Below are 23496 nucleotides of genomic sequence, written 5' to 3'. Positions count from 1 at the left end.
TCTCTCTCATTGTCCAATATACTGATAGGTCCCCTTAGGATATGTCTGCCATTCACCATTGACAAACATCGTATTTCCATGAATTAAATTAGGGTTTCTGACCAAGGTCCCGCCATCAGGCAAAAATTGATCCGGACCATTACTATTTGGATTTCCAAGAACATCCACTATTACCCCATTTCTCTTTAAAACTATTGCGTTAAGCGTATAGTTATTGGGGTCATATATCATATCATCCACATTATAATATTGGGCAGGAGTAACATCAAAGAAGTCGTAGAATATAGAGTCGATAACAATATACGGTTGGCCAGCAACCATATAATCAACCGGTAGTGTTTCTATTGACTTTTTGTTTGTAGCTTTCATCCACTTATAGATATCTATTGTATAACCCGTTGTATCCCCTGGAAACGACTTAATTTGAAAAGCAATTTCCCCATTTCCACCATCCACGTATTGTGAGAAATAAGCACTAGGCGGTTCAATATCAGCCGTAATGGTTAACGGATTGGACGTGACTTCTTGACCACTGTTCGTGGCAGAGGCTTTGGCTGTCACTGAGAAATTCGTTATATTTTGGTCAAAGTCCGTTCCGTCATAGCCCAAAAACACACCGGCCGAACCATCGCCTAAATAATAGACATCCAAGATACTAACCCCTGAAGGAGCATTGTTCAAAACGAAATCAGATGCAGAAATCCCCGCGTTAAAAGAATCTCCATCTAATTGCAAGGTGATATAACTGCCGCTGCCATCTTTCAAATCATCTTCGGACATTGGTATTAAAGGATCTGCTGCTAAGGTAACTGGAACAACCGTTTTAAAGGTCCAGTCTGTTGGATCACTTAGACCAGCAAAAGCATTGCCGCTCATGTCCGTAAAGGCATTCTTATCAATCGTGACATAATAGCTTACACCTTGTTCTAAGTCTGAATGTTTGATCGTCACTTTATTAGCGTCAACCACCACATGATCCGTATCATTGGCTTTAAAGGATTCAACGATAGAGTCATCACTTGTCTTATGAATAGCAATGGTACCGTTCTGGGCAACGACATTTTCGCTAAACGTTGCGACAAGATCATCCGTCGTTGAAACATCCGTTGCTTGGTTAGCTGGACTGACTGAATTCACTGTCGGCGGCGTGATATCTTTCGGCTTTATCGGATCACTTGCTCCACTTAGATACTCTTGAGTCGTTTGCGCACCCGTTGCCGCAACTGGTGTGACGGCAAAGAATACGTATTGGCCTAAATCAGCATCTTGAAGCGTATAGTCGATCGAATTCGCTCCTGAGATGGCGACTTTACCGACTCCATCAGAATTGGCACTTCGATACCATTGATAGGTGGACGTACCTTCTGGGTCATTTTCTATATCTGAGTAAGTATAATGTCCCGTTAAAGTACTTCCGACTTCTGTATTCCCACTTAAGGAAACACGATCAGCAACAGGCGGGTCATTAACTGGTTTCACATCAATGGTTACCGTCTGCTCTTCGGAATAAAGATTCCCATCAAAGGCTTTATAGGTAAACGAATCGTTTCCGTTATAGTTAGCGGACGGTGTATAACTGAACGTCCCATCTGTATTAAAGGTTAGAGTTCCGTGGGATGGCCCGTTCACTTTAATAGCTGTTAAGCTGTCGCCATCGACATCTGTGTCGTTTGCAAGAATACTAGAGTCTGACTTTACATTAAGTGTTTCATCTTCATTCACCGTATAGCTGTCTGCTTTGGCAACTGGCGCATCATTGACTGGTTTCACATTAATGGTTACCGTCTGCACATCGGAATTAAGTTCCCCGTCATTGGCTTTATAGGTAAACGTATCTTTTCCGTTATAGTTGGCACCCGGTATATAACTGAATGTGCCATTAGCGTTTAGACTTAAAGTACCATGTGAGGGACCACTTACCAAAATAGCCGTTAAAGTGGGGCTATCAACATCGGTGTCATTGGCGAGAATACTCGTATCCTCCGTTACATTAAGTGTTTCATCCTCATTAACCGAGTAACTGTCTGCTTTTGCGACTGGGGCATCATCGACCGGTTTGACATCAATGGTCACCGTTTGTACATCGGAGTTCAGCACACCGTCATTGGCTTTATAAGTGAACGTATCTTTTCCGTTATAGTTAGCGTCCGGTGTATAGCTGAAGGTGCCGTCTGCGTTACAAGTTAGGGTACCGTGGGAAGGTCCGCTCACTTTAATGGCTGTTAAGCTGTCACCATCCACATCTGAGTCGTTTGCAAGAATACTAGAGTCTGACTTTACATTTAACGTTTCATCTTCATTCACCGTATAGCTGTCTGCTTTGGCGACGGGCGCATCATTGACGGGTTTCACGTCAATGGTTACCGTTTGCTTATTGGAGTAGAGATCTCCGTCATAGGCTTTATAAGTGAACGTATCTTTTCCGTTGTAGTTCGCATCTGGCGTATAACTAAAGGTGCCATCTAAGTTTAAGGCCAAAGTTCCGTGGGAAGGGCTGTCTACCAAAATAGATTTTAGCGTATCGCCATCCACATCCGTATCGTTGGCAAGAATATTAGTATCTACTGCCAATGTTTCATCCTCGTTAACCGAGTAGCTGTCTGCTTTTGCGACGGGCGCATCATTGACTGATTTCACATCAATGGTCACCGTTTGTACATCGGAGTTCAGCACACCATCATTGGCTTTATAAGTGAAGGCATCTTTTCCGTTATAATTAGCGTCCGGTGTATAACTGAACGTGCCGTCTGCGTTCAGGCTTAATGTACCGTGTGATGGGCCGCTTACTTTAATGGCTGTTAAGCTGTCGCCATCGACATCTGAGTCATTTGCAAGAAGGCTCGCATCTGACTTTACATTAAGTGTTTCATCTTCATTGACTGTGTAGCTGTCTGCTTTGGCAATTGGCGCATCATTGACTGGTTTCACATCAATGGTTACCGTTTGTTCAGCGGAATTGAGCTCACCGTCATTGGCTTTGTAAGTGAATGTATCTTTCCCATTGTAATTCGCGTTCGGCGTATAACTAAACGTTCCATCTGGATTTAAGGATAAGGTACCATGTGAAGGACCGTTTACCAGAACAGCTGTGAGAGGATCGTTTTCCACGTCCGTGTCATTGGCGAGAATAGAAGAAGTTGCTTGAACAGTCAGGGTTTCATCCTCATTGACCATAAAGCTATCTGCTTTTGCAACGGGAGCATCATTGACCGATTTAACGTCAATCGTTACTGTCTGTTCCTCAGAATCCAAGTCCCCATCATTTGCTTTGTAGGTAAAGGTATCTTTCCCATTATAGTTGGCATCAGGTGTATAACTGAACGAACCGTCTGCGTTTAATGTTAAGGAACCATGAGAAGGATCACTTACCTTATGAGCTGTTAACGTATCTTTTTCGACATCCTCATCATTCGCTAAAACGCCATGATCGGTATCAATTTGTAGGGTATGATCTTCATCAACCGAATACTGATCATCATTCGCTATCGGTGCATCATTGACATCGGTTAGTGTCACAAAGAAATTATTGCCTTCACTAACATTTGTGTCTGTTTGCTTACCCACATATTTCGTCATCAAGAGGCTGGCATCGGCATTCGTCACTTTGCCGTCTCCATCTATATCGAGCAGTTTCAACTGTTCAGGGCTTAAGGAAATCTTTCCGCTTGTCACTTGGTAAATATAAAGTGCGTCAGAAGGATTAATGATTCCATCCCCATTGATATCACCGGTTTTGGTGACATTCAATTGAAACTGATCTTGTTCTGTTTTCCCATTTTTATCGACTGCTTTGACTTTTATTGTTGACTCACCAAAATCTTGAATCGTAATTTGTAAGGTTAACCCATTCACTGTTGCAGTTACGTTTCCTTGCGTTTCGGCCTCTAACTGAATAGAGCCTTGGTCAAGATAGGAAAAGCGACTGCCTAAATCAATCGTTAGTGTATCTCCATTAAGCGCAGTTCCAGATTTCATCCAGTCAGCACCATTCCCAAATACAACTTTCTGATTATCTAAAGAATCAGCTTTGGTGACAGAAGAATACGCCATAAAAACGATCATCAAAACAGTGATGAGCAACGGGATATTTTTCACTTTTCTCACTATTGGGAAAATACCACGAGCAACACCACTCAAATAAACCCCTCCATTTAATTAGGCATTTGTTAAATAAGTACAACCAAGAAGGCTCTTTCATTTAGTCCATCTTTAAGTATGAGACGATCAATGAAACACTTTCTCAAAAACGTTATATCTATAAAAGCAAGATGAAATGACTGGTTATCTAGCCATATTCCCCATTCCTCCCCATAAATTATCAAATAGCTTATATAGATTACCAAATCCACCGACAAAATAATAGATTTTTTTACATAGTTCTACAAAAAAAACATCTTTCCCTATTCTGTAAAAGAAAGGGAAACGCCCCACATGTCTTCATCAACACACGAATACAAAAGAAATAATCATAGTTGAATAAAGGAACAACCCTAATTCGGATGGTGACAGGCACCGCCCCTATGACAAGTAAAAAGACGCCCTGAATGACGTCTTTTGTGCGTTATATATTGCGGTGAGAGACGGTACTCCACATTGCGCTTGCCTTAGGAGGACGCGTCAATTTCGACTTATGCAATCAGCTCATTGCTCAGCCAAAAATACACCTATTTTCTAAAAAACAACTCCAAATCGAACAGGCACCAGGCGGATACCCCCACCTCATCTGTTTGATCCTAAAGCTTCATTTGAATCTGACATCTTTCAAACGCTCTTACCTTGTGTTCCAATTGTTCCCATGTACAAAGGTTTCTATTGATGACAACAAATGGGCCCTCTTCGTTTGATTACATGAAACGCGAGAACCGTCCCCCTGTTTCCTAACGCGAGAAGTGTCCCCCTGTTTCGGCTATGAGACGCTCACCTTCACGTTCGATGATTCGCTCAAAGGCATTGACGACTTGGGTGTCATACCAGTTGCCTTTATTCTTGATAATTTCATTGACGGCAAAGTCGAAGCTGTTTTCTTTTCTATAGATTCTTCTTGAGGTCATGGCATCAAATGAATCGGCAACGGCAATGATTTTAGCTATCTGCGGAATTTCTCCGCTTGTTAAGCCTTCAGGGTAGCCGGTCCCATCTTCCCTTTCATGATGGTATAAAATGGCGTCAAAAACCCCCTGTTTTTCAAATACTTTTAATTCCTTTATAAAGTTATACCCAAGGATCGGATGGGTTTTTATAATTTCGTAGTCTTCTTCGGTGAGTTTTGAGGGATTATTTAAGATATGCTCGGGGATGCCAATTTTCCCGATATCGTGCAAATGTGCCCCGAGTTTAATTTGGTTACACTCTTTGTCTGGCAGTCCCAATTCTTTAGCAATCATGACAGAGAGCCTGGCCACATTTTCAGAGTGAAAGGCGGTATATTTATCCCTTGCATCCAATACCGCTGCAAAAGATGTGGTAATGCTTATGAGTCTATCCTTTTGCTCACTATTTTTCTTTACCAGTGATGAAACCGCAAACCAAATAGCCAAATAACTTAACCATTGAAACAGAAATATATCAATACCAGGAAATCCCTCTGGCCCATGATAGAACCTAAGAAGGGTTGCCAAGAAGCTTTGATGAATTCCTTGCCAAAGATGGGGATACACGAGTCCAAAAAATACCATGATTAAACTATAAATGCCTATTGAACTCGACACATTTTTATCAAACCAGATTCCAATTACAGATATGATGAAAAAAAGATAGCGGTATTTAATAAAAAAGCTAATTGTCGGACTTAGATACGGACTCTGATGAACTAAATATTTGGATAAAGTGTTGTTAACCCTGTCAACCAAGTGTATCCCTCCTCTTAGACTTACATTTTATTACACAAAATGACAGAAAAGTAGGGGGGCTGAAAAATCTTATAATTATTACAATTGAGTTGTAGTGCGAACAGGTCACACGTAAGCCCCCTACCCTGTTTCAATTTCTTTCGATTTCCGAACGAACTGGGAGATCCGTCCCCTCGTCCCACGAGTGGAACGCGACAACCGTCCCTGTATTCCAAAATTGGTAATTTTTATGATAAAATTAAGTCTAAGGAAGTATTTAAGTTTGTTTATTATAAATGTATCCTAGAGATACGTTTATGTTTAGAGTTTATTTGTATCATCATTAAAGGTTTCTTCTTAAATCTTATAAAAATTCACCACAACATTTGTCCTCATAGAACAGGCTAGAACCGAATAATGTATAGGAGGGGCAAGCTCCTGATGTTCGTTACGTTTGTTCTATTAATCTTCTTTTCGGGATTGTCTTAGAAATAACCATTTCAACTTCTTTGATTTTCGGATGAAACGCGAGAACCGTCCCCGCGTTTCAAATAGTAGCTTCCAATAATTAGCGGATTGACTTTGATAGATAGTTACTTTATGAATGAAGAGTGCCTTATAGAGGAAGGAAACTTTAATGATGAATGATGAACGATTAGCTCATTTTATCTCTGAAACAAGTGAATGGTCACAGTTAAAACGAGGACGTGAGGTGTTTCAAAAGGCCTCAGAATTATTTAGAGACTTATTCCAAATGGATTCGGGTTTCTTTGTTTATAAAAAGCGACTTCCTTCTGCATCTGAACCTTTTAAGATCTATAACCCATGGGGAAAATTCGAAGGCTTGGATGATTTATTACAATCAATGCTAGATGCAAATAAGCAGGAATTAGATATATTTGTCCAGGAACATGGTGGGAAATGGCTCGATGTTCAAGATGTTCCATTTGTCGTCCAATCAAACTCCAAGCAAATCGGCATTTGGGAACTCCCATCGCGTGGTCAAACAGTGGGATTGCTAATACTCGTGCGTTCGACCTATAAAGACTATATAGATGAAAGTGTTATTTCTCTCTGTGTAAAGCAACTTTCCCTCATTATCGATATGCTATTGGCTTGGCGTACGGCCGATGAGCTTAGCCGTTACGATTCACTGACAGGTGTGTTAAACCGAAGAGGCATTTTTGATCGGGCTCAATCTCTTCTTGCCAATGCCAAAACGAACGGAAACCATGTCATGATAGGGGTCATTGATATTGATAACTTTAAACACATCAATGATAGCTATGGTCACCTAGAAGGCGATAAAACCTTGATTGAAGTGGCCCAAACCTTGAAGAACCATGTTCGTTCATCTGATTTGGTCGGTCGTCTCGGCGGCGATGAATTTGTTCTTGTCATGGAAACCCAACTTCGGGATCCCCAACTTTTTGCGCAGCGCATAACGAATTTATTCCCAGATTCAAATGGGTATAGCATTAGTGTGGGCTTTGCCGTTTGGAACAGAGACGGCCACACCTGGGACGAATGCTACACCATCGCCGATAAACGACTATACCGAAACAAATTGATCAATAAATAGGAACACGGGGACGGTTCTTCCGTTCCACTTTGTCGTGGTGGGACACGGGGACCGTCCCCCCGTTTCAAAGCGGTGTGTAGGTGGAGTGGTACAGGTAGAGGACAAAAATTAAACTAACGAGGATGAATAGTAAGAGAACGAAGATGAAAAACTTGAACTTTCCTGTGAAGATCGATATGAATAAAGTGATTAATACCACCACTATAAGACCAAATTCTAATTCGATGAAATCCTTTAGCATAATGCCTCCGCTAAGTTACTTTTTAAATGAATCAGTGCCTCCGAATGATGCGCGGCACTCGGTCGAATCCTTCTTTAAAAAACAAACACTCTGTTATCCAAGATAGTCATCGACTCGATTAATTATTCCGCTAGCCTGACATTAAGTTCCCGCTTTCGGAAACACCCTCATTCTAATTTACCACAAAATGCTCTAAGACCTTAGAAAAATAAAACAGATCCCATAAATGTATAGAGCGCACATGTGACTGAACACGATGCGCGCTTTCTATGTGAAACAACCCAACTAATAACTTAATAGGATCATTTCACCAAATATTGTTAAAATCTTCCTAAAAACCCAGAAATACCATTCATCTTGGTTCAAGGCTGATTGGGCAAAATTCGAGAGGTGACAGGCGCCGTTCCAAGCTCGATTCTAAAAGGATATGTTAACGATTTACCAGGTTCCAACACAATCAATGTTCCATTTTCTCTTTCGGCTTTTCTCCCTTCAACATGACAGTTGCCAGGCTCAATTCCTAGCACATTTGTACCTGCCCCATTCATTTTCCATTGTGTAAAGAGCGGTAAATGATCTGCATCCCATGATAGTTCTAATTTTAATGGACAGTTACCTTTAGTATGAGGGCTAGGAAAGTTAGGATTCGCAATTGAAACAGTTGTCATTCTTTTCCCATTTATAATTTCATATGAGTTAAGGTTCTCATGGTAGTAGACCTTTTCTTGGTAACCTATTTCCGGATCCCCCCATTGGTCGTAACCTTCAGTCGAAACGCCTTGATCCCGTGAAGTAATTTTAGTTGACGGAAATGAGAAGTTAGTTAGTTTATTTATAAAGGGAAAACCAAAATTAAAGTGGTATAGGATCATATGAGGGCTTGGTGAAAATCCTAAATTTTCAACAGTATCATTGAGATAAATTATATTTTTCCCAAGCAAAATTTTGTATTCACGGGTCAATCTTAAATAGTCTCCAAACGCTGTTGTTTCCTCTACTATTCCTTTTACTTTCATCACATATTCATTATCTACCCAGTTTCCTTCAGCTGTTATCTGTCTAGCAGCAATATGATGAGCCCGTCCATGTAGCCCCAGCTCCACACCATTATCAATGGTTGATGTTCCAACTTGAGTTAAACCACATGTCATCAATAACCCACCAGTTGCCGTTCTTGACCATTCAGAACCTCGGGCATCATAGTAGGAGGGATGGATATCGCCATTAGCGGATTGCCAGCTTATCGGAAAACCCATAAATTCCTCCAGTGAAATATCCATACCACGTGTCGGAGAAATGTAGAAAGTCAGCCCCCCTCCTGTTCTAACCTGAATGAGCTCCACTCCTTCCTCCGGTCCTTCTTTATATATCATTCGTCGAAGCCCACCGATTTGATCTAATCTTCCAACATGCTTCTCAATTTCTCGTCTTGACCACTTTCTTCCATACAAATCCAATATGTACACCACCGATACTAAATTCTATTTCCTTAAAAGAATTAAAACAGTTAATCAATTTTTTTACGATTAACTGTTTTAATTAAAAGCTTTATTGATTTTTTATAATTGAGGCACCTCTTTATTAGTCGAAGCAGAAAAGTGCTTTAGAATGACCAGTGGTTCACTTATGCTATGGTTTGATATTACGACACCGTCTTTAGCTCTATCCTCACTAACAAAAAATTCATCAGCAGTCATTTGACCAAAGCGAATCATATGGGCAGCTTCCGCATTATAGACACCAAATTTCCCATGTCCTTGGATTAAAATGCATCCATAGGCTGTGCTGTCTTTAATAGACACAGTTTGGCAAGGTTGAATGGTCAACTCTTTTGCAGCTATATATTCATTTCCATAAGAAATCCACTTTTCTTCATAGATTCCCTCTTCACCAGCCGCATGCAATGGCGGTCTAAAATAGTGTTTTCTAAACTCTGGATCAATATTCTTCTCCCAATCCATTAAACTCATGATAAAGTCAATATCACGTTTTTTCTCTTCAGGAACATTTTCTACTAAAAAGTCGTACGGATAGTGGTCAGCAGCTACGACATTTTCTACTACAGCATTTACATCACTGTTCAATTGAGGTTCATAGGTTAATAAAGAGCCTGGTGCATGAACCACTCCAGCAGGAACATACCAGCCAGTTCCCAGTTGAATTCTAAAGGCGCGAGAAAGCTCTGTAATCCGATTATCCGTTTCCTCAAATTGCAATAATCTTTCTTTAACCTCTTCCTTCGTAACACTTGGATCAAATCCAAAATAGGTAACAGGCACTTCACCTGAATAACTATTTAGTTGGAAAGGGAAATAATAGGCTTCAGGTTTTGCCATTTTCCCAACAAGATCTGCATGATGCTGCATAAGGTGGATATGGTGAAAAAGTGGCGTTTTGAAATCAAAGAACTTCGCAAACATTGGCCATGTTCCATGTTTTTGGTACAATTCCTTACCAATTAGTTGCGCTCCCAAAACCTCAACGGCTTCCTTAAATAAAAATCTCTTACTGGAATCACTGAGTAATGCTACATAACTTAGCCCCTCATCCTCAGGTGCATCATCACCATTTATGCAATTCACTACGGAAGAGAACCATCTTTCTTTAATAGCTCCCCTTTTTAGTCCATAAGGATAATAGTCATCTGGATGTAACCGTAAACGAAATCCAGCTTCCCCAAAACGGCGAGGTACGAAGTTGGGAACTAAATTTAAAATGCCTTCTCCTTCTTCAAGTGCTTGATAAATGAGTTCTTTGGACATTTCTATTACTCCCCTACATAGTTTTTTAAGTAAAAGATACATTATTGTTTTATCAATCCTTGGAAGCTACTCTTTCAGATGGGTTAAAAACAAGGAAGTCTCGTGCCATATAATTTGTTTGAACATATTGCCAATAGGACTCTACATTGAAAAGGGTATAACATATAGTAGATCAAAAGCATTCTCAGACTATATACTGTTGGACTACAGCTGATACTTGGGAAATTGAAATTGACTCAATTAATACATAACCTTAAATATCCAAAGCATATTTGAATCTTTGATCATCAGAATAAAAAAAAAAAAAACCAGCTTAGCTCCACGCTCTGCCAAGAACTGGTTTATTTTTATCTTGTATTTTTGCTAATTAGTGAGCAAGCCGTTCTGCGGCAGAAATTTCCACTGTCTTCGCATTATTAGGAAGTGTAACGAACTTAGTCAGAATAGACCCTATGAAATAAAGAATGGCTAGAATCCAGATTACACCTTGGGCCCCAACTGAAGCATATGTGATCCCGACAATAGCTGGCCCAACAAATACACATAAGCCCGCGCCAAGATTTAAAATGGACATGGCGGCCCCTTTTTCGTTTTTAACAAGAGAAGGAACTAAAGCAGAAAGTGGCACATAACCCGCTAGACAGGCTCCCCAAAGAATACCGACAATTTGGATTAACCAGATGTTACCACCGAAAATTTGCGGTGTATAATAAAGCATTAAGGTGAAGACCCCACAGCCAACGCCACCAAACCACATAACAGTATTTCTCCAACCAAATTTGTCGCCAACAAATCCAAAAATTAAATTAAATGCAATATTCGAGATAAAAATGGTTCCCCAAATTCCAAGCCACTGATTTGTGTTAATACCAAAACCTTGCATATAGGTTGGTAGAAAAACAGGAAAGGCATATTGAGCTGCTTGGTTAATAATACGCACAATACCGGCAATACCTACTTTAGGTTCTAGTTTAACAATGGTAATCCCTTTAACGAGTTCTTTTACTTGATCTTTGCCAGAAGCAGTCGTTCTTTTTTCGAGTTTATCTCGGTTAATCACAAGCGCAAAAATAGCTCCAATTATGACCCAAACAAGCGCACTCCATAATGTATTAATATGGCCAAGATGTTTGATTGCCCATATCGAATAATACGCACCTAGCACATTTAAGCCACCAGTAAAAACAAACCAAAACCAACCGACTGCTGCTCCCAATTTGTTCTGAGGGCTTCTATAGGCAATCCATACAATGAACGAATAAGCAAACAATGGGTAGCCAAATCCACGTAACGCATAGGTTGGAATCATCACACCAAAGTGCAAATGCTGAATACCTAGACTAATGAACCCAATCGATCCTAAAATATATAAGATTAAACCGGCTAACATCGTTCGCTTCGTTCCAAAAGTATCAACTAAAACTCCAGAAAACCAAGAAGAAATGGCAATGGTCACGCCATAGGCAGTAAATAAAGTTGCAGATTGTTGAACGGAAAGACCATGTTGAATAAGGTAAGGGCTTAACCATCCCTGCTCGAGACCATCTCCCATCATAAAAATCATGACACCAAAATATCCCCAAAAAATTCTAGAAGGGATTCCTATTCGATCTAAAACATTACCGCTACTTGGAAGCGTATTCATTTTTTCACCCTTTCAATTGGTTTATACAAAATGCTTTAACCTGAGGAAATAGGTTAGAGACCTATTTCCTCTTTCCAATTAAGGTTCAAGAATAACTTTTAAGGATTTCTCTCCAGTTTTCATTAGTTCAAAACCCTTTTCAAATTCTTCGAGTGGTAAGCGATGCGTCACAACACCTTTCGTTGGGAGATCGCCATTTTGAATACCTTCAATAACTAAATCATAACAATATGGTCCGAGGTGAGAACCTAGTAAATCAAGTTCTTTTCGGTCGCTGATAATACTCCAATCCACAGAAACTGGATCTTTAAAGACACTAAATTCTACAAAACGGCCAAGCTTACGAATCATACTTAAACCTTGTTCAACAGATTTTGGATGTCCTGTGGCTTCTATGTAAATATCACAGCCGTATCCATCAGTCATATCTTTAATTTCCTTAACAACGTCTACTTTAGCTGGATTTAAAACAATATCTGCACCAAACTGCTTTGCAAGTTCCAAACGATCTTCTTTCATATCCAGCACAATTAATTTTCCTGGTCCAGACTTTTTGGCGGCCCCAACCATTCCAAGACCTAGTGTACCAGCACCTGAGATCACGACAACATCGCCGTAACTAATTTGGGCACGTTGCACAGCATGAAGTGAGCAAGCATATGGTTCAATTAAAATGGCATCTTCAATTGGTAGTTCATCAGGTACACGATAGTTAATTGCTTCTTTGGTAAATTTCATGTACTCGGCCATGCCACCGTTTACATTGTTTTGGAAACCATAGAGGTCATGCTTCTCACACATCCAATACTGACCATGTTTACAAAAACGGCACTCCCAACAAGGCACGATTTGTTCAGAAATCACACGATCACCAATTTCAAAATCTGTAACCGCTTCCCCTTTAGCGACAACATGACCAATAAATTCATGCCCAGGGATCATTGGCGCCTTAATATAAGCAGGTTGTGTTTCATCTCCCCAGAAGCTCGGTGCACCTGCATAGGCCTTCACATCACCTGCACAAATTCCGCAAGCTTCCACTTTTATAATAATTTCTTTTTCATGTTCAATTCTAGGTGTTGAAACTTCCTCAATGCGATAGTCACTTGGTGCATAAGCAACAATTGCTTTCATAGTTTCTGGATAGTCAACTTTGATTATTTTTACATCTGATTCTGTTTTCATCATTTTGTCTCCCCTCAATTAATCAATTTGTTTTTGATCCTTACCAAATTGTGTAACCGCCATCAATATTAATTACAGAACCGGTTGCAAAAGATGAAGCGTCTGAAGCTAAGTAAACCGCTAAACTCCCTAACTCTTCAGGTTCACCTAATCGCTTCATAGGTACAAGTTCTAGCAAATGTTCAAGCTCTCCACCCTTTTTAAATAGAGGTTCTGCCATATCGGTTCTCATATACCCAGGGGCAATGGCATTTACACGAATGTTATAATCGACCCATTCAGAAGCTAGACATTTTGTCATCATAGCAACTGCTGCCTTTGATGAGTTATAAGCATTTTGTGGCTCTCGATTCACAATAAAGCTCGACATGGATGCCATATTTATAATAGAACCTTTATTTTGTTGAATCATGACTTTACCTACAGCCTTGGACATCAAGTAAACGCCATGAACATTCACATCAAAAATTCGTTTCCAGTCTTCAAAGTCTTGCTCTTCCGTTTTAACCTTCTGACAGATACCGGCATTGTTAATTAAAATATCAATAGATCCAAATTCATCCTTAACCATTTTAACTAAATCTTCTACCTGTTCTTCTCTTGTCACATCGAGCTTATAGGCTAGACTCTCTACTCCCATTGCTTTAATCTGATCAGATGTCTTTTGTGCATTTTTTTCGTTAATATCAGCAATCACAATGTTTGAGCCTACCTGAGCTAATGCTTTTGCCATTGCTTCACCAAGTCCCTGTCCGGCACCAGTAATAATGGCTGTTCTCCCAGACAAATCCATGGAGTTTGTTCCTACCATGTTACCCCTCCTCAGGAACAATCACATTTTCTTTCAATTTGTAATCGTTTGCTATTTATTTTGTAATCGTTTACTTTCAATTACAATTATACTTCGTTTGTTTTAATTGTCAATATCTTTATTAAATTCCATTTTCTTTCATAATTCGTTGTAAATAAAACATTTTGATTATTTTGCTATCACATTTGTGCTGAACCGCTAAAATATAGGATTTTTTTCGCTCCTAACTCCTCTTTTTTTTATTGATCCCTTTATTAACTATCATATTTTATCTAATCGTTTTTAATCATTTATTTTTGTTTGAATTAATTTAATGATTGAATTCCTGTAATTTCAAACAGTACAATAGTTTGACTATGTTTTGACTCGAATTACGCTGTTGCTTATTAAGCAGAAGATAGCTATTTTAAAATTGATTGATGACTAATAGTTATATTTTTGAGAATTTTTTTGCCTTCTTCTCCATTTTTAATTAAAATATTCGTATACAATAGAGTAAGCAATTGAATAAAAGAACGTATGTCGATTAAAAACTAGGAAGTGGAGAGAGTCATGAGCAAACTATTTGCCTCAGAACGCAGGCTTAAAATAATGGAAATACTAAACAAAAAAAAACGAATTACTGTTAAAGAACTGTCTAATATAACGAAAGTATCGGAAGCTACATTAAGATTAGACCTGACAAAGTTAGAAGAAGAAGGTCTACTTAATCGAACACACGGAGGAGCAGTACTAATTGAATCACCAAATAATGAAACCGTTTTCTCGGTCCGCAAAAAGAAAAATAAAGAGCAAAAGGTGGAAATTGCAAAGAAAGCATTGGGATTAATTTCAAATGGATACTGTATTTTGTTAGATGCCAGCTCGACTGGATTAGAACTTGCTGATCTTTTAAAAAAGAGTTCATTACGTTTAACTGTTCTAACGAGTGGAATTTACACGGCTTTAGAACTAAGAGAAAACCCAAATATCACTGTTATTCTTCTTGGAGGAGTTGTAAGAAACGGATCCAGCTCTTTAGAAGGCACTTTAGGGATTAACATTCTCAATCAAATTAATGTTGACATTATGTTCACCTCTGCAAATGGCTTTTCTTTTGATACTGGCTTAACCGATTTCAATGTATATGAAGTAGAATTAAAAAAGGAAATGGTAAAGCATTCAAAAAGAGTAGCTGCTTTAATTGATCATAGTAAGATAAATAAGAGTTCTATTGCTGCATTTGCTAGTTTAAACGATCTCGATTACTTCATTTGTGATAGCCAAATAAATCCCATTGATCTTGAGCGACTAAAAAATTACGATTTAGAGATATTATAAAATTAGGATCGAGCACCGAAAGAAGACCCAACGGACAGTTGTTTTCTGTCTGTTGGGTCTTCCTTCAAGCGAAACTCCCCATTGTCTGCTAAAAGAATTATCCCGTTTCAAGGAAGCTTCCCGAGACACGATCTTTTGCAAATGCCATGAAACGTCTTAAGAAGGCTACAATTTTGAGTGTACTAAGGCATCAGGTTTCGTCACACCCCCACCACTGCCAATAAAATGGAACACGAGATCCGTCCCTGCGTTCCACACCTGCGTTCCACACCCCCTACAACCGGCTCTCCCACCACAGTTGCCCAAACAGGTAAGTGTAGAGAATGGCTTCGCTTGGTTCGCCTGGTCTATAGGATTCGGGGATTTCTTGAGGCATGTCTATCTCTTTGTTCAGATAGCGCATCACGTAGGGGTTTTGCTGTTCAGCTTGGGCCAAGAGCTCCTTATATTTAGTACCTTTTCCGTTACGCAGTCCCTCAACAAGACAGCGATTATATAAAGCGGTGGCGTTCTTCTCAGGATACTTATCTAATAATTGTTCAGCCTCGTCTAAACGCCGTATTTCGACATACGCCTTAAATAACGGAAATCGGACGCCTTGATTGTCCATTTCATTAAGCTCAAGCAACTCTTTATATTGAGCAATAGCCTCTATATACTCACCACATTCGAGTAATGTATCGGCATAGCTTAGCTTGACTCGCATATAAGGTCTTGTTTCCCATAGCCCCCAGAAATACCCTTTGTTTTGTTCAAAGAACTTCTTTCCTAATAACTTCTCCCCCACCGTCATTCCTGTTTTGAAAAGAGTCAATTTTTCTTTGTAATTAGGTGTGAGATCACCCAATAGCTGATAAACGTCAGGATTGTTGGGATCTAGGTTCAAGGCTTGTCTGGCTAACTTAATCTGGGTTCTGCCTGTTGCTTGATAAGCTTGATCGAGCAGCTCCTTGGCCCATTCTTCTTTTGACATAGAATCCGGAGGGCTCTCCAACTCTAGTTCAGGAAGAGACTCATCCTCCTCTTCATGAGCAAAAAATTCGTCGATATCTTGTTTTAAAACGCTCTCTAACTCCCGATATTTAGTCGAAAGGCTGCTCGCCGAAACCTCATAAGCTTGAGCAATCTGTTTCTGTGTTGGTTGGTTAAATGGCAGCAAACAACTAACCAGATAGTGAAGAGCGGCAGCAAACAACTTAGGATTCCTTATTGTTGGATGTTTCCTTAAACAAAACGTTTGCCATAACTCCAAACCAAATTGGATCAGATTCGCCGGGACATACTCCTCTTCCAAGATCTTCTCATAATAGAGGGCCGCGACAAGTCCATGAACCGGATTTTCCCATTCATAGGAGGCGAGTGACCTCATCTTTTCTCTATCAAAAAACACACTGGCCAGTATTTCAGGAAAATGATCCGAGAAGAAACTATGACTGTCATCCTCATAAGAATTGAGATGCTCATCGTAAATCCCTCGTATCCTGCCCTCAACCTCATCGGATTCCTCAGGATGGACATCCATAAAGGCCGCAAAAAAAGTGAAGGCCTGTCCACTCATTGGGAGAAGATTCCCCATAATTAAACTGTTGAGTTCCGTATTTTTGTAGCGTTCGGGCTCCAACACCTGAACCCTAACTTCTTGTTGATCCATTATATTTTTTAAAAGGAACAGATCGCTCGGTTCCTTTGAGACAAGTCTTCCAACGAAAGAGAACCCCTCCCTCCAAGACAAGAGAATAGCCTTTAAACGCTCCCGCTTAATTTGTCGGAGTTTTCGTTGAATGAAAAGATCAATAATCCGTTGCTCCTCTTCAACCGCCACTTCCAATACGATCCAATTCGCTAAGATCATATAAAGGAACACATGCAAGTCTTGTCCCAACTCAGTCTCCAACTTTTGAAATGGAATCTCAGTTTCCTTAATTGAAAGAAAAATGTCCTCTTCATAATTTTTTAAGGCAAAATCCATGAGTTCTACTTGCAAGTCCATGATCTCCTGATGTAAAATCCGCTCCAGACTTACCACTTGATTGTTTCCACAACAATTCTTATACTTCTTCCCGCTCCCACAAGAACAAGGATCATTCCGCCTGATTTTCGGCATAGCCTTCACTCCTTATTAATGATGTCCATCATATCATGTTAAGAAAAAAATGACCTGTAACGAATCGATTTCGACTTAATGGGTTTGCTCAGTTGGCTAAAAGAAATGATCTCCATCTCTTGCATCCGAACGAATGATTCTTCCATTAAGCAAGCGGTTCCTCAAATAACTTATACCAATACAAAGTGGTTTCGATGTTTGGATTATATGATTGCTTTAATGTGTCAACCCCACCCAGTACAAAGCCTTGTTTCACATAAAATCTGCACGCACCAAGGTTATCATCCTGAGCTTCCAGGGACATTCCTATAAGATTTCGTTGGCTTGCCCACTCTTCGGCTCTATGTAAGAGCAGTTTCCCGATTCGATATCCTCTATATTCCTTTTTAATAGCAATGTTTTCGATATAACAAAAACGATTCCAATCCTTTATGATTCTAATTTGCCCAATGCAAGTAGTATTCACGTACGCCAAAAACAAAGCTTTATCTTCTCGGCTTATATACTGATGCCAATCAAGGTGATCATCAGGGAAACGAATTTCCTTAGGTTCATCAAAAAGAATCTCTTCATAAGACCATTTCCCGGATTGTAAACTGGGGACCACTCTACCAAACACTTTAAAAGAATCATTTGTTTGATTGATATCCTTTATTAACTCATTTTTTAATGGAGAAATAATGACCTTTTCAGCTAAAGTCATGTTACACCTTCCCGTTCCTAATTTTTTCAAAGACTGTCTAACAAGAACACCTTGCTTCTATATTTGAGGGGGAAGAAACGCCTCCCATTTCTTCTTGTGATCACGCTGTAAGATATATAGTTAATACGGATAGATTCAACGTGATAAATCCCCTAAAATTGCAACGTTAATGTTGCAGATTCTCAAAAAAGATAATTCGATTACCAAAGGGATCTCTAATACTAACCTCCCGAGTATGCCAAGGCGTTGTCTCAATGCCAGGACGAGCATACTTATAATTCTTTGATAAAAGTTTTGAATGGAATAACTCCAAGTTTTCAGTCTCAATCCTTATAGCGCCTCCAGGACAGCAATCGCCATGATGTTCCGAAAGATGAATTATACAATCCCCATAAGAAACCTGCATGTATAAAGGGAAATTCTCTTCAAAACGATGCTCCCAATCCACCTTAAATCCCAAAAAGGTCAAATAAAATTCTTTGGCTTTTTCCTCATCAAAAATACGCAGAATGGAAGTAGGGTTTTTCATTGTTATTTGAGATGTGCTCATAACCTGTATCCCCTTTTTCGTTTAGTCATTTATAAACTTATACATCTGTACCATTATCTTAGCATGATTAAAGCCACTAATCCCTACAGTATTGATATATAAGGCTTATGGGTACCTTTAGGCTATGTTTTTGAAACATACATGACTTGCTTTTGGTGATACGTACTTTAAAAGATAATGGATCAAGGCATCTTCAGCCAAGTAATGGGCTTAAAGTCCTTCCAATCAATTAGGGTACAGAGCTTCTTCTCCTAAAGCATTCTGATAGGCTTTGATCCTCTAATCATAACAAAATGGTTGATTCAGCAAAATTCGGTGGGTGACAGCACTTGTACGGTGCAGACTTACTTTTTTGGATACTGGTGCTCAACTGGGCCTGTCTCCCTATTATTAGGTTAAAAGTCCCCTCGCCCCACCATCACGCCATTCCGCCGGATAACGGTGAATCTATCAAACCGGCGCGCGAAGCACAAAATCCGAGTGGTGACAGGCGCCACCCTTAATAAGCAAGAACAAAATCGCTAACGCCGACTCCCTTCTTCCCAAGTATAGATTTAACCTATGAGTTTTCTCGGGCACTGTTTTTATGTTTAAACACTTAACAAAAATGGGTGGTTGTCTAACCAATGTGGAAAATCGTCCCGTTTTAACATAAGAAGCGTAACAAGGATACGTTATTGGTCAACTTCCTGGTAGGCGTAACCTCAGTCCTTTATTTCAGCTTTCCGGCCCATTTCGCGGAGGTTAGCGTATCCTCGTTACGCTCAAACGAAATAGGCGTAACGGCATTCCTTTATTTCGGCTTTCCGGCTCATTTCGCGGCGGATAGCGTATTCTCGTTACGCTCAAACGAAATAGGCGTAACGTCAGTCCTTTATTTCGGCTTTCCGGCTCATTTCGCGGCGGATAGCGGATCCTCGTTACGCTCTACCAAAATAGGCGTAACATCAGTCCTTTATTTCGGCATTTCCGGCTCATTTCGCGGCGGATAGCGTATTCTCGTTACGCTCTACCGAAATAGGCGTAACGGCATTCCCTTATTTCGGCTTTCCGTCCCATTTCGCGGCGGATAGCGAATTCTCGTTACGCTCAAACGAAATAGGCGTAACGTCAATCCGTTATTTCGGCATTTCGGCCGGATTCGCGGCGGATAGCGAATTCTCGTTACGCTCAAACGAAATAGGCGTAACGGCAGTCCCTTATTTCGTCATTTCAGCCCCGTTTAGCGGACGATAGCGTAGCCTCGTTACGCTCAATCAAAATAGGCGTAACGTCAATCCGTTATTTCGGCATTTCGGCCGGATTCGCGGCGGATAGCGAATTCTCGTTACGCTCAACCGGAATAGGCGTAACGGCATTCCGTTATTTGGTCATTCTAGCCGGATTCGCGGCGGATAGCGAATCCTCGTTACGCTCAACTGAAATAGGCGTAACGCCATTTCCTTATTTCGCCATTCCAGCCCCGTTTAGCGGCGGATAGCGAATCCTCGTTACGCTCAACTGAAATAGGCGTAACGCCATTTCCTTATTTCGTCATTTCGGCCGGATTCGCGGCGGATAGCGAATTCTCGTTACGCTCAACCGAAATAGGCGTAACGGCATTCCGTTATTTGATCATTCTAGCCGGATTCGCGGCGGATAGCGAATCCTCGTTACGCTCAACTGAAATAGGCGTAACGCCATTTCCTTATTTCGCCATTCCAGCCCCGTTTAGCGGCGGATAGCGAATTCTCGTTACGCTCAACCGAAATAGGCGTAACGTCAGTCCTTTATTTCGGCTTTCCGGCCCAGTTCCAGGCGGATAGCGGATCCTCGTTACGCTCAACCGAAATAGGCGTAACGTCAATCCTTTATTTCGGCTTTCCTGCTCATTTCGCGGAGGTTAGCGTATACTCGTTACGCCTAATCGTTTGACGTGTAACGACGATTCCCTCGCTTTGCGCGGACGTATTGCCGTGCCCGCAAAAAGTGCTTGAAAGGTTTCAAGCTCCTATTTAGTAGAGGTATCCCCATTAATATCACCATATAGCCTATTATAAAGAAAACAAACATTCCCTTTTGTTCGTTCATCATTTGCCTTAAATTGAGGATATAAATAAGCCGTAAAAAGGACACAAGAAGAGCCACCTCACACAAAATGCAAGAAGTGGCCCAATTAAAGACTTAGCAGAAGTGTTTCAAAAACAAGTTCCCCATTCTTACTTGTCCAACAAAACGAGCTCTTTATTTGAAGATAATCAATAAATACTCAAGAAATTTTTGTTCATTCGAGTGGTGACAAAGCACCTAACACCAGAAAAAAGCATCCCTATTGGAAATTTTTAGCGATAATACTTTTCATTTTTTGCTGATCGATGACAATCTCATCATTGTTTGCTTTAAGAATGTCATCGTACATGACTTTCCCTGTCCCTGGTATTTGCTGATAGTGGACTTGTTTGGATGGATTAATAGTTTTCACAGCAAGACCTAGACTCACCATATCGGAAGTGGACATATTGGTGCCGATCATGTATTTGTTGATTGATTTAACAAGTGAAGGCAGTTTAGAAATATTACTTGGGCTAAGCGCTCTCTTACCAATCCCTTTTAACACTTCTAATTGCGCCATTTGCCGCGCATAATCGCCGTCTGCCGCGGAATGGCGTTCACGGGCAATCGCCAAAGCCATCGTTCCGTTAACAAAATGATTGCCTGCCTGAATGACTTTATTGTTGATTTTAATAGTCTCCGGTACATCCAAATTGATTCCGCCAACCGCATCGACCATCGATTGAAGGCCATCAAAATTCGTTTCTGCATAATAATTGATTGGGACACCCGTCAACTTACTGATCGCATTGACGGCTCCTTCTATGCCTTGCTTAGGACCATTTTTAGCTTGAAGAATATACTGGACGCTTGTCAGTTTGGTGTAGCCATAACCCTCTAAGTAGACACGCGTATCACGCGGAATGCTGACCACATTGATTTGCTTTTTGCCCAAATCGACATGCGCCAGCAGCATGCTATCGGAATGACCGATCTTATCTCCGGGACGGGCATCCGAACCCATTATTAAAACATTGAAGGCAAGGTCCTTTGGATTGGTGGACTGTTTTTTACCGCTTTGTTGATTTGTACTTGCTTTCCCTGTACTTTTCCCCGAAGAAACAACAGGTACTGACTTGAAATGATTGGCCGGCTTTAACTGGTAAGCCTCAAACCCAATGGCTGCAGCCACAAGAATCACGATTCCTAGAAAACTAAACCCAACTATTTTCCATCTGCGCTTTTTCTTCAAAGTTTCCCCTCTATCTTTCCTAATCTATTTGTATGATCTAATGAATTTTACTATCTAAAACTAGTTTACTTCCATTTGGAACATCTGTCATTAGAAATTTTTCATTGAAACGCGGGGACGGTTCTCGCGTTTCATAACAGGCTTTTATTTCTATTAAAAATTAGATAAACTTACGATAATACAAGAGTTTGTAGAAGGAGTTTTACAGGGTGAAACTAAATATTACTAATAAACAATACAAGCATTTACTAGATCTCATTTATCTCGGTGAATGGACGGCTAATTCGGGTCGAGTGGATGATGATAGAATCAAGGTGTACGATGATCTTTTCAACTATTTTTTTTCATTTGCAAATGATTTTGGTTATGACGATCAGGTTACCTATGACAAAAAATTAGACGCCTATTTCCCCACACAGGAGTTTGAGGAACGCCTTCAGCCACTTATTGACTTTAATGATAATGAAGTATTTTGGAACGAGCTGCCTACACGATTAGCCAAACGAGATATCAAACAATCAGGAGAGACATTTGAAACAACGGAAGATTACCTACGTAAATTATTTGAAATTGAAGGATACTATGAAGATGAATTTGAAGAAAATGGCCTTAAGAATTTAAGAGTTCAAGATTAACCCTATTTTGAATCTTGGTATGAAAGCGTCGGACCAATTCCCCTGGTCACTTCAATCTTGAGCTAATAATAGTTTGTCAACAAAATCCGGGTGGTGACAGGCACCTGTACCTGAGGTGATTTTGGTGCGATTTGAGGAACGCATATATGGAACGCGGGGACGGTTCTCGCGTTTCATTTTGCTACATATTTCAGAGTGGAGGATGGCTCCCCCCTATCACTCCACTTCATCCGTCACATCAAAAAACTTGATTTGAAATTGGAATCCTTCAAACTGTCTGACCAAGCGCCCCAATTGTTCCCATGTATAAGGCCTGCCATCGATGACTGTCAATGGACCATCCTCGTTCCATTTATCGTAATCCAATCTACCAACAACTTGATCATCTTTGATAGCTTGTATCTTGTAGCCATCCGGAGTGTGCAAGTCGGTAACATACTTTGTTTCGATCCCACGTCTTACTTTGTCTACCAGTTTTGCGAACAGTTCTGCTTGGTTGCAAACTCGTTCACCATGAACACTGAACGCATACCCATTATCCACTTCTTCTTCAGCTTCCATAAAAATCCCAATTGGATCTAGTCTGACTTGCACATGGAAAGTTCGACTTTGTCCATTAGGATCATTAACTGAAAAGGATTTCGGTTGTTGAGTCAGTTTCATATCAAGTTCTGTTTCCATTTACTTGTTGTAACAATCCAAACAAAAATGTTTTTCTCCATCATCGTACGTCATGATAACTTTAACTTCTTGTTTTTTTACAGATATCACATATGGACATGGCTTTACACCGCTCCCTTACTATCTATCATTTACTAACCATCTGCCTAATTGAAGAATGGATGGT

16 protein-coding genes are annotated in these 23496 nt (G+C 40.2%); 4 read left to right on the top strand and 12 right to left on the bottom strand.

Going from position 1 to position 23496, the window contains the following annotated elements; genetic code table 11:
• Positions 1–6 precede the first annotated feature (6 nt).
• Both PU629_RS03540 and PU629_RS03535 read right to left on the bottom strand, forming a co-directional pair.
• The gene (locus PU629_RS03540) at positions 7–4137 is read right to left on the bottom strand and encodes a cadherin-like domain-containing protein (RefSeq protein ID WP_275282900.1); all 4131 of its coding nucleotides are present in this window, start codon (positions 4135–4137) and stop codon (positions 7–9) included.
• Positions 4138–4877: 740 nt separating this feature from the next.
• Complete coding sequence (locus tag PU629_RS03535) at positions 4878–5849, bottom strand: HD-GYP domain-containing protein (protein WP_275282899.1); 972 nt, start codon at positions 5847–5849, stop codon at positions 4878–4880.
• A gap of 616 nt (positions 5850–6465) precedes the next feature.
• Between PU629_RS03535 and PU629_RS03530 the strand changes: the two genes are divergently transcribed.
• Positions 6466–7410, top strand: coding sequence for a GGDEF domain-containing protein (locus PU629_RS03530; protein ID WP_275282898.1), 945 nt, complete (start codon positions 6466–6468; stop codon positions 7408–7410).
• A gap of 603 nt (positions 7411–8013) precedes the next feature.
• Here the strand turns inward: PU629_RS03530 and PU629_RS03525 are convergent.
• The 5 genes from PU629_RS03525 to PU629_RS03505 form a co-directional block, all read right to left on the bottom strand.
• Complete coding sequence (locus PU629_RS03525; RefSeq protein WP_275282897.1) at positions 8014–9108, bottom strand: DUF4432 family protein; 1095 nt, start codon at positions 9106–9108, stop codon at positions 8014–8016.
• Positions 9109–9210: 102 nt separating this feature from the next.
• Positions 9211–10413 carry a cupin domain-containing protein gene (locus PU629_RS03520; protein ID WP_275282896.1) on the bottom strand — a complete coding sequence of 401 codons (1203 nt, stop codon included), beginning with the start codon at positions 10411–10413 and terminating at the stop codon, positions 9211–9213.
• A gap of 367 nt (positions 10414–10780) precedes the next feature.
• Complete coding sequence (locus PU629_RS03515) at positions 10781–12058, bottom strand: MFS transporter (protein ID WP_275282895.1); 1278 nt, start codon at positions 12056–12058, stop codon at positions 10781–10783.
• 78 nt (positions 12059–12136) lie between these two features.
• Positions 12137–13246: an MDR/zinc-dependent alcohol dehydrogenase-like family protein gene (locus tag PU629_RS03510; protein ID WP_275282894.1), complete on the bottom strand. Its 1110-nt coding sequence runs from the start codon at positions 13244–13246 to the stop codon at positions 12137–12139.
• Positions 13247–13283: 37 nt separating this feature from the next.
• Positions 13284–14054, bottom strand: coding sequence for an SDR family NAD(P)-dependent oxidoreductase (locus PU629_RS03505; protein ID WP_275282893.1), 771 nt, complete (start codon positions 14052–14054; stop codon positions 13284–13286).
• 552 nt (positions 14055–14606) lie between these two features.
• Here PU629_RS03505 and PU629_RS03500 point away from each other — a divergent pair.
• On the top strand, positions 14607–15374 hold the full coding sequence (locus tag PU629_RS03500; RefSeq protein ID WP_275282892.1) for a DeoR/GlpR family DNA-binding transcription regulator: 768 nt from the start codon (positions 14607–14609) through the stop codon (positions 15372–15374).
• 274 nt (positions 15375–15648) lie between these two features.
• Here the strand turns inward: PU629_RS03500 and PU629_RS03495 are convergent, their stop codons facing one another.
• The 3 genes from PU629_RS03495 to PU629_RS03485 form a co-directional block, all read right to left on the bottom strand.
• The gene (locus tag PU629_RS03495; RefSeq protein WP_275282891.1) at positions 15649–17478 is read right to left on the bottom strand and encodes an SEC-C metal-binding domain-containing protein; all 1830 of its coding nucleotides are present in this window, start codon (positions 17476–17478) and stop codon (positions 15649–15651) included.
• 145 nt (positions 17479–17623) lie between these two features.
• A complete protein-coding gene (locus PU629_RS03490) occupies positions 17624–18181 on the bottom strand; it encodes a GNAT family N-acetyltransferase (RefSeq protein WP_275282890.1) in 558 nt (185 codons plus the stop codon).
• A gap of 166 nt (positions 18182–18347) precedes the next feature.
• Positions 18348–18731, bottom strand: a complete 384-nt coding sequence (locus PU629_RS03485; RefSeq protein ID WP_275282889.1) for a glyoxalase superfamily protein — start codon at positions 18729–18731, stop codon at positions 18348–18350.
• Positions 18732–19408: 677 nt separating this feature from the next.
• Between PU629_RS03485 and PU629_RS03480 the strand changes: the two genes are divergently transcribed.
• On the top strand, positions 19409–19723 hold the full coding sequence (locus PU629_RS03480; RefSeq protein ID WP_275282888.1) for a hypothetical protein: 315 nt from the start codon (positions 19409–19411) through the stop codon (positions 19721–19723).
• 1316 nt (positions 19724–21039) lie between these two features.
• On the opposite strand, the gene PU629_RS03475 is transcribed toward PU629_RS03480, so the two are convergent.
• On the bottom strand, positions 21040–22014 hold the full coding sequence (locus PU629_RS03475; protein WP_275282887.1) for an LCP family protein: 975 nt from the start codon (positions 22012–22014) through the stop codon (positions 21040–21042).
• Between the two features lie 209 nt (positions 22015–22223).
• On the opposite strand from PU629_RS03475, the gene PU629_RS03470 reads away from it, so the two are divergent.
• Positions 22224–22649, top strand: a complete 426-nt coding sequence (locus PU629_RS03470) for a hypothetical protein (RefSeq protein WP_275282886.1) — start codon at positions 22224–22226, stop codon at positions 22647–22649.
• 216 nt (positions 22650–22865) lie between these two features.
• Here PU629_RS03470 and PU629_RS03465 read toward each other — a convergent pair whose 3' ends face one another.
• On the bottom strand, positions 22866–23330 hold the full coding sequence (locus PU629_RS03465; protein WP_275282885.1) for a DUF7686 domain-containing protein: 465 nt from the start codon (positions 23328–23330) through the stop codon (positions 22866–22868).
• Positions 23331–23496: the final 166 nt, after the last annotated feature.

The sequence above is a fragment of the Pullulanibacillus sp. KACC 23026 genome, assembly GCF_029094525.1.
Lineage (GTDB): Bacteria > Bacillota > Bacilli > Bacillales > Sporolactobacillaceae > KACC-23026.
The sequence above is the reverse complement of the archived record's forward strand: the minus strand, read 5'-3'. Positions and strand labels throughout refer to the sequence as shown.

What these genes read in the sequence shown, in the direction of transcription:
- PU629_RS03530 (WP_275282898.1), top strand. Translation starts at nt 6,466, where the DNA reads ATGATGAATGATGAACGATTAGCTCATTTTATCTCTGAAACAAGTGAA.
- PU629_RS03520 (WP_275282896.1), bottom strand. Translation starts at nt 10,413, where the DNA reads ATGTCCAAAGAACTCATTTATCAAGCACTTGAAGAAGGAGAAGGCATT.
- PU629_RS03515 (WP_275282895.1), bottom strand. Translation starts at nt 12,058, where the DNA reads ATGAATACGCTTCCAAGTAGCGGTAATGTTTTAGATCGAATAGGAATC.
- PU629_RS03510 (WP_275282894.1), bottom strand. Translation starts at nt 13,246, where the DNA reads ATGATGAAAACAGAATCAGATGTAAAAATAATCAAAGTTGACTATCCA.
- PU629_RS03505 (WP_275282893.1), bottom strand. Translation starts at nt 14,054, where the DNA reads ATGGTAGGAACAAACTCCATGGATTTGTCTGGGAGAACAGCCATTATT.
- PU629_RS03500 (WP_275282892.1), top strand. Translation starts at nt 14,607, where the DNA reads ATGAGCAAACTATTTGCCTCAGAACGCAGGCTTAAAATAATGGAAATA.
- PU629_RS03495 (WP_275282891.1), bottom strand. Translation starts at nt 17,478, where the DNA reads ATGCCGAAAATCAGGCGGAATGATCCTTGTTCTTGTGGGAGCGGGAAG.
- PU629_RS03490 (WP_275282890.1), bottom strand. Translation starts at nt 18,181, where the DNA reads ATGACTTTAGCTGAAAAGGTCATTATTTCTCCATTAAAAAATGAGTTA.
- PU629_RS03485 (WP_275282889.1), bottom strand. Translation starts at nt 18,731, where the DNA reads ATGAGCACATCTCAAATAACAATGAAAAACCCTACTTCCATTCTGCGT.
- PU629_RS03465 (WP_275282885.1), bottom strand. Translation starts at nt 23,330, where the DNA reads ATGGAAACAGAACTTGATATGAAACTGACTCAACAACCGAAATCCTTT.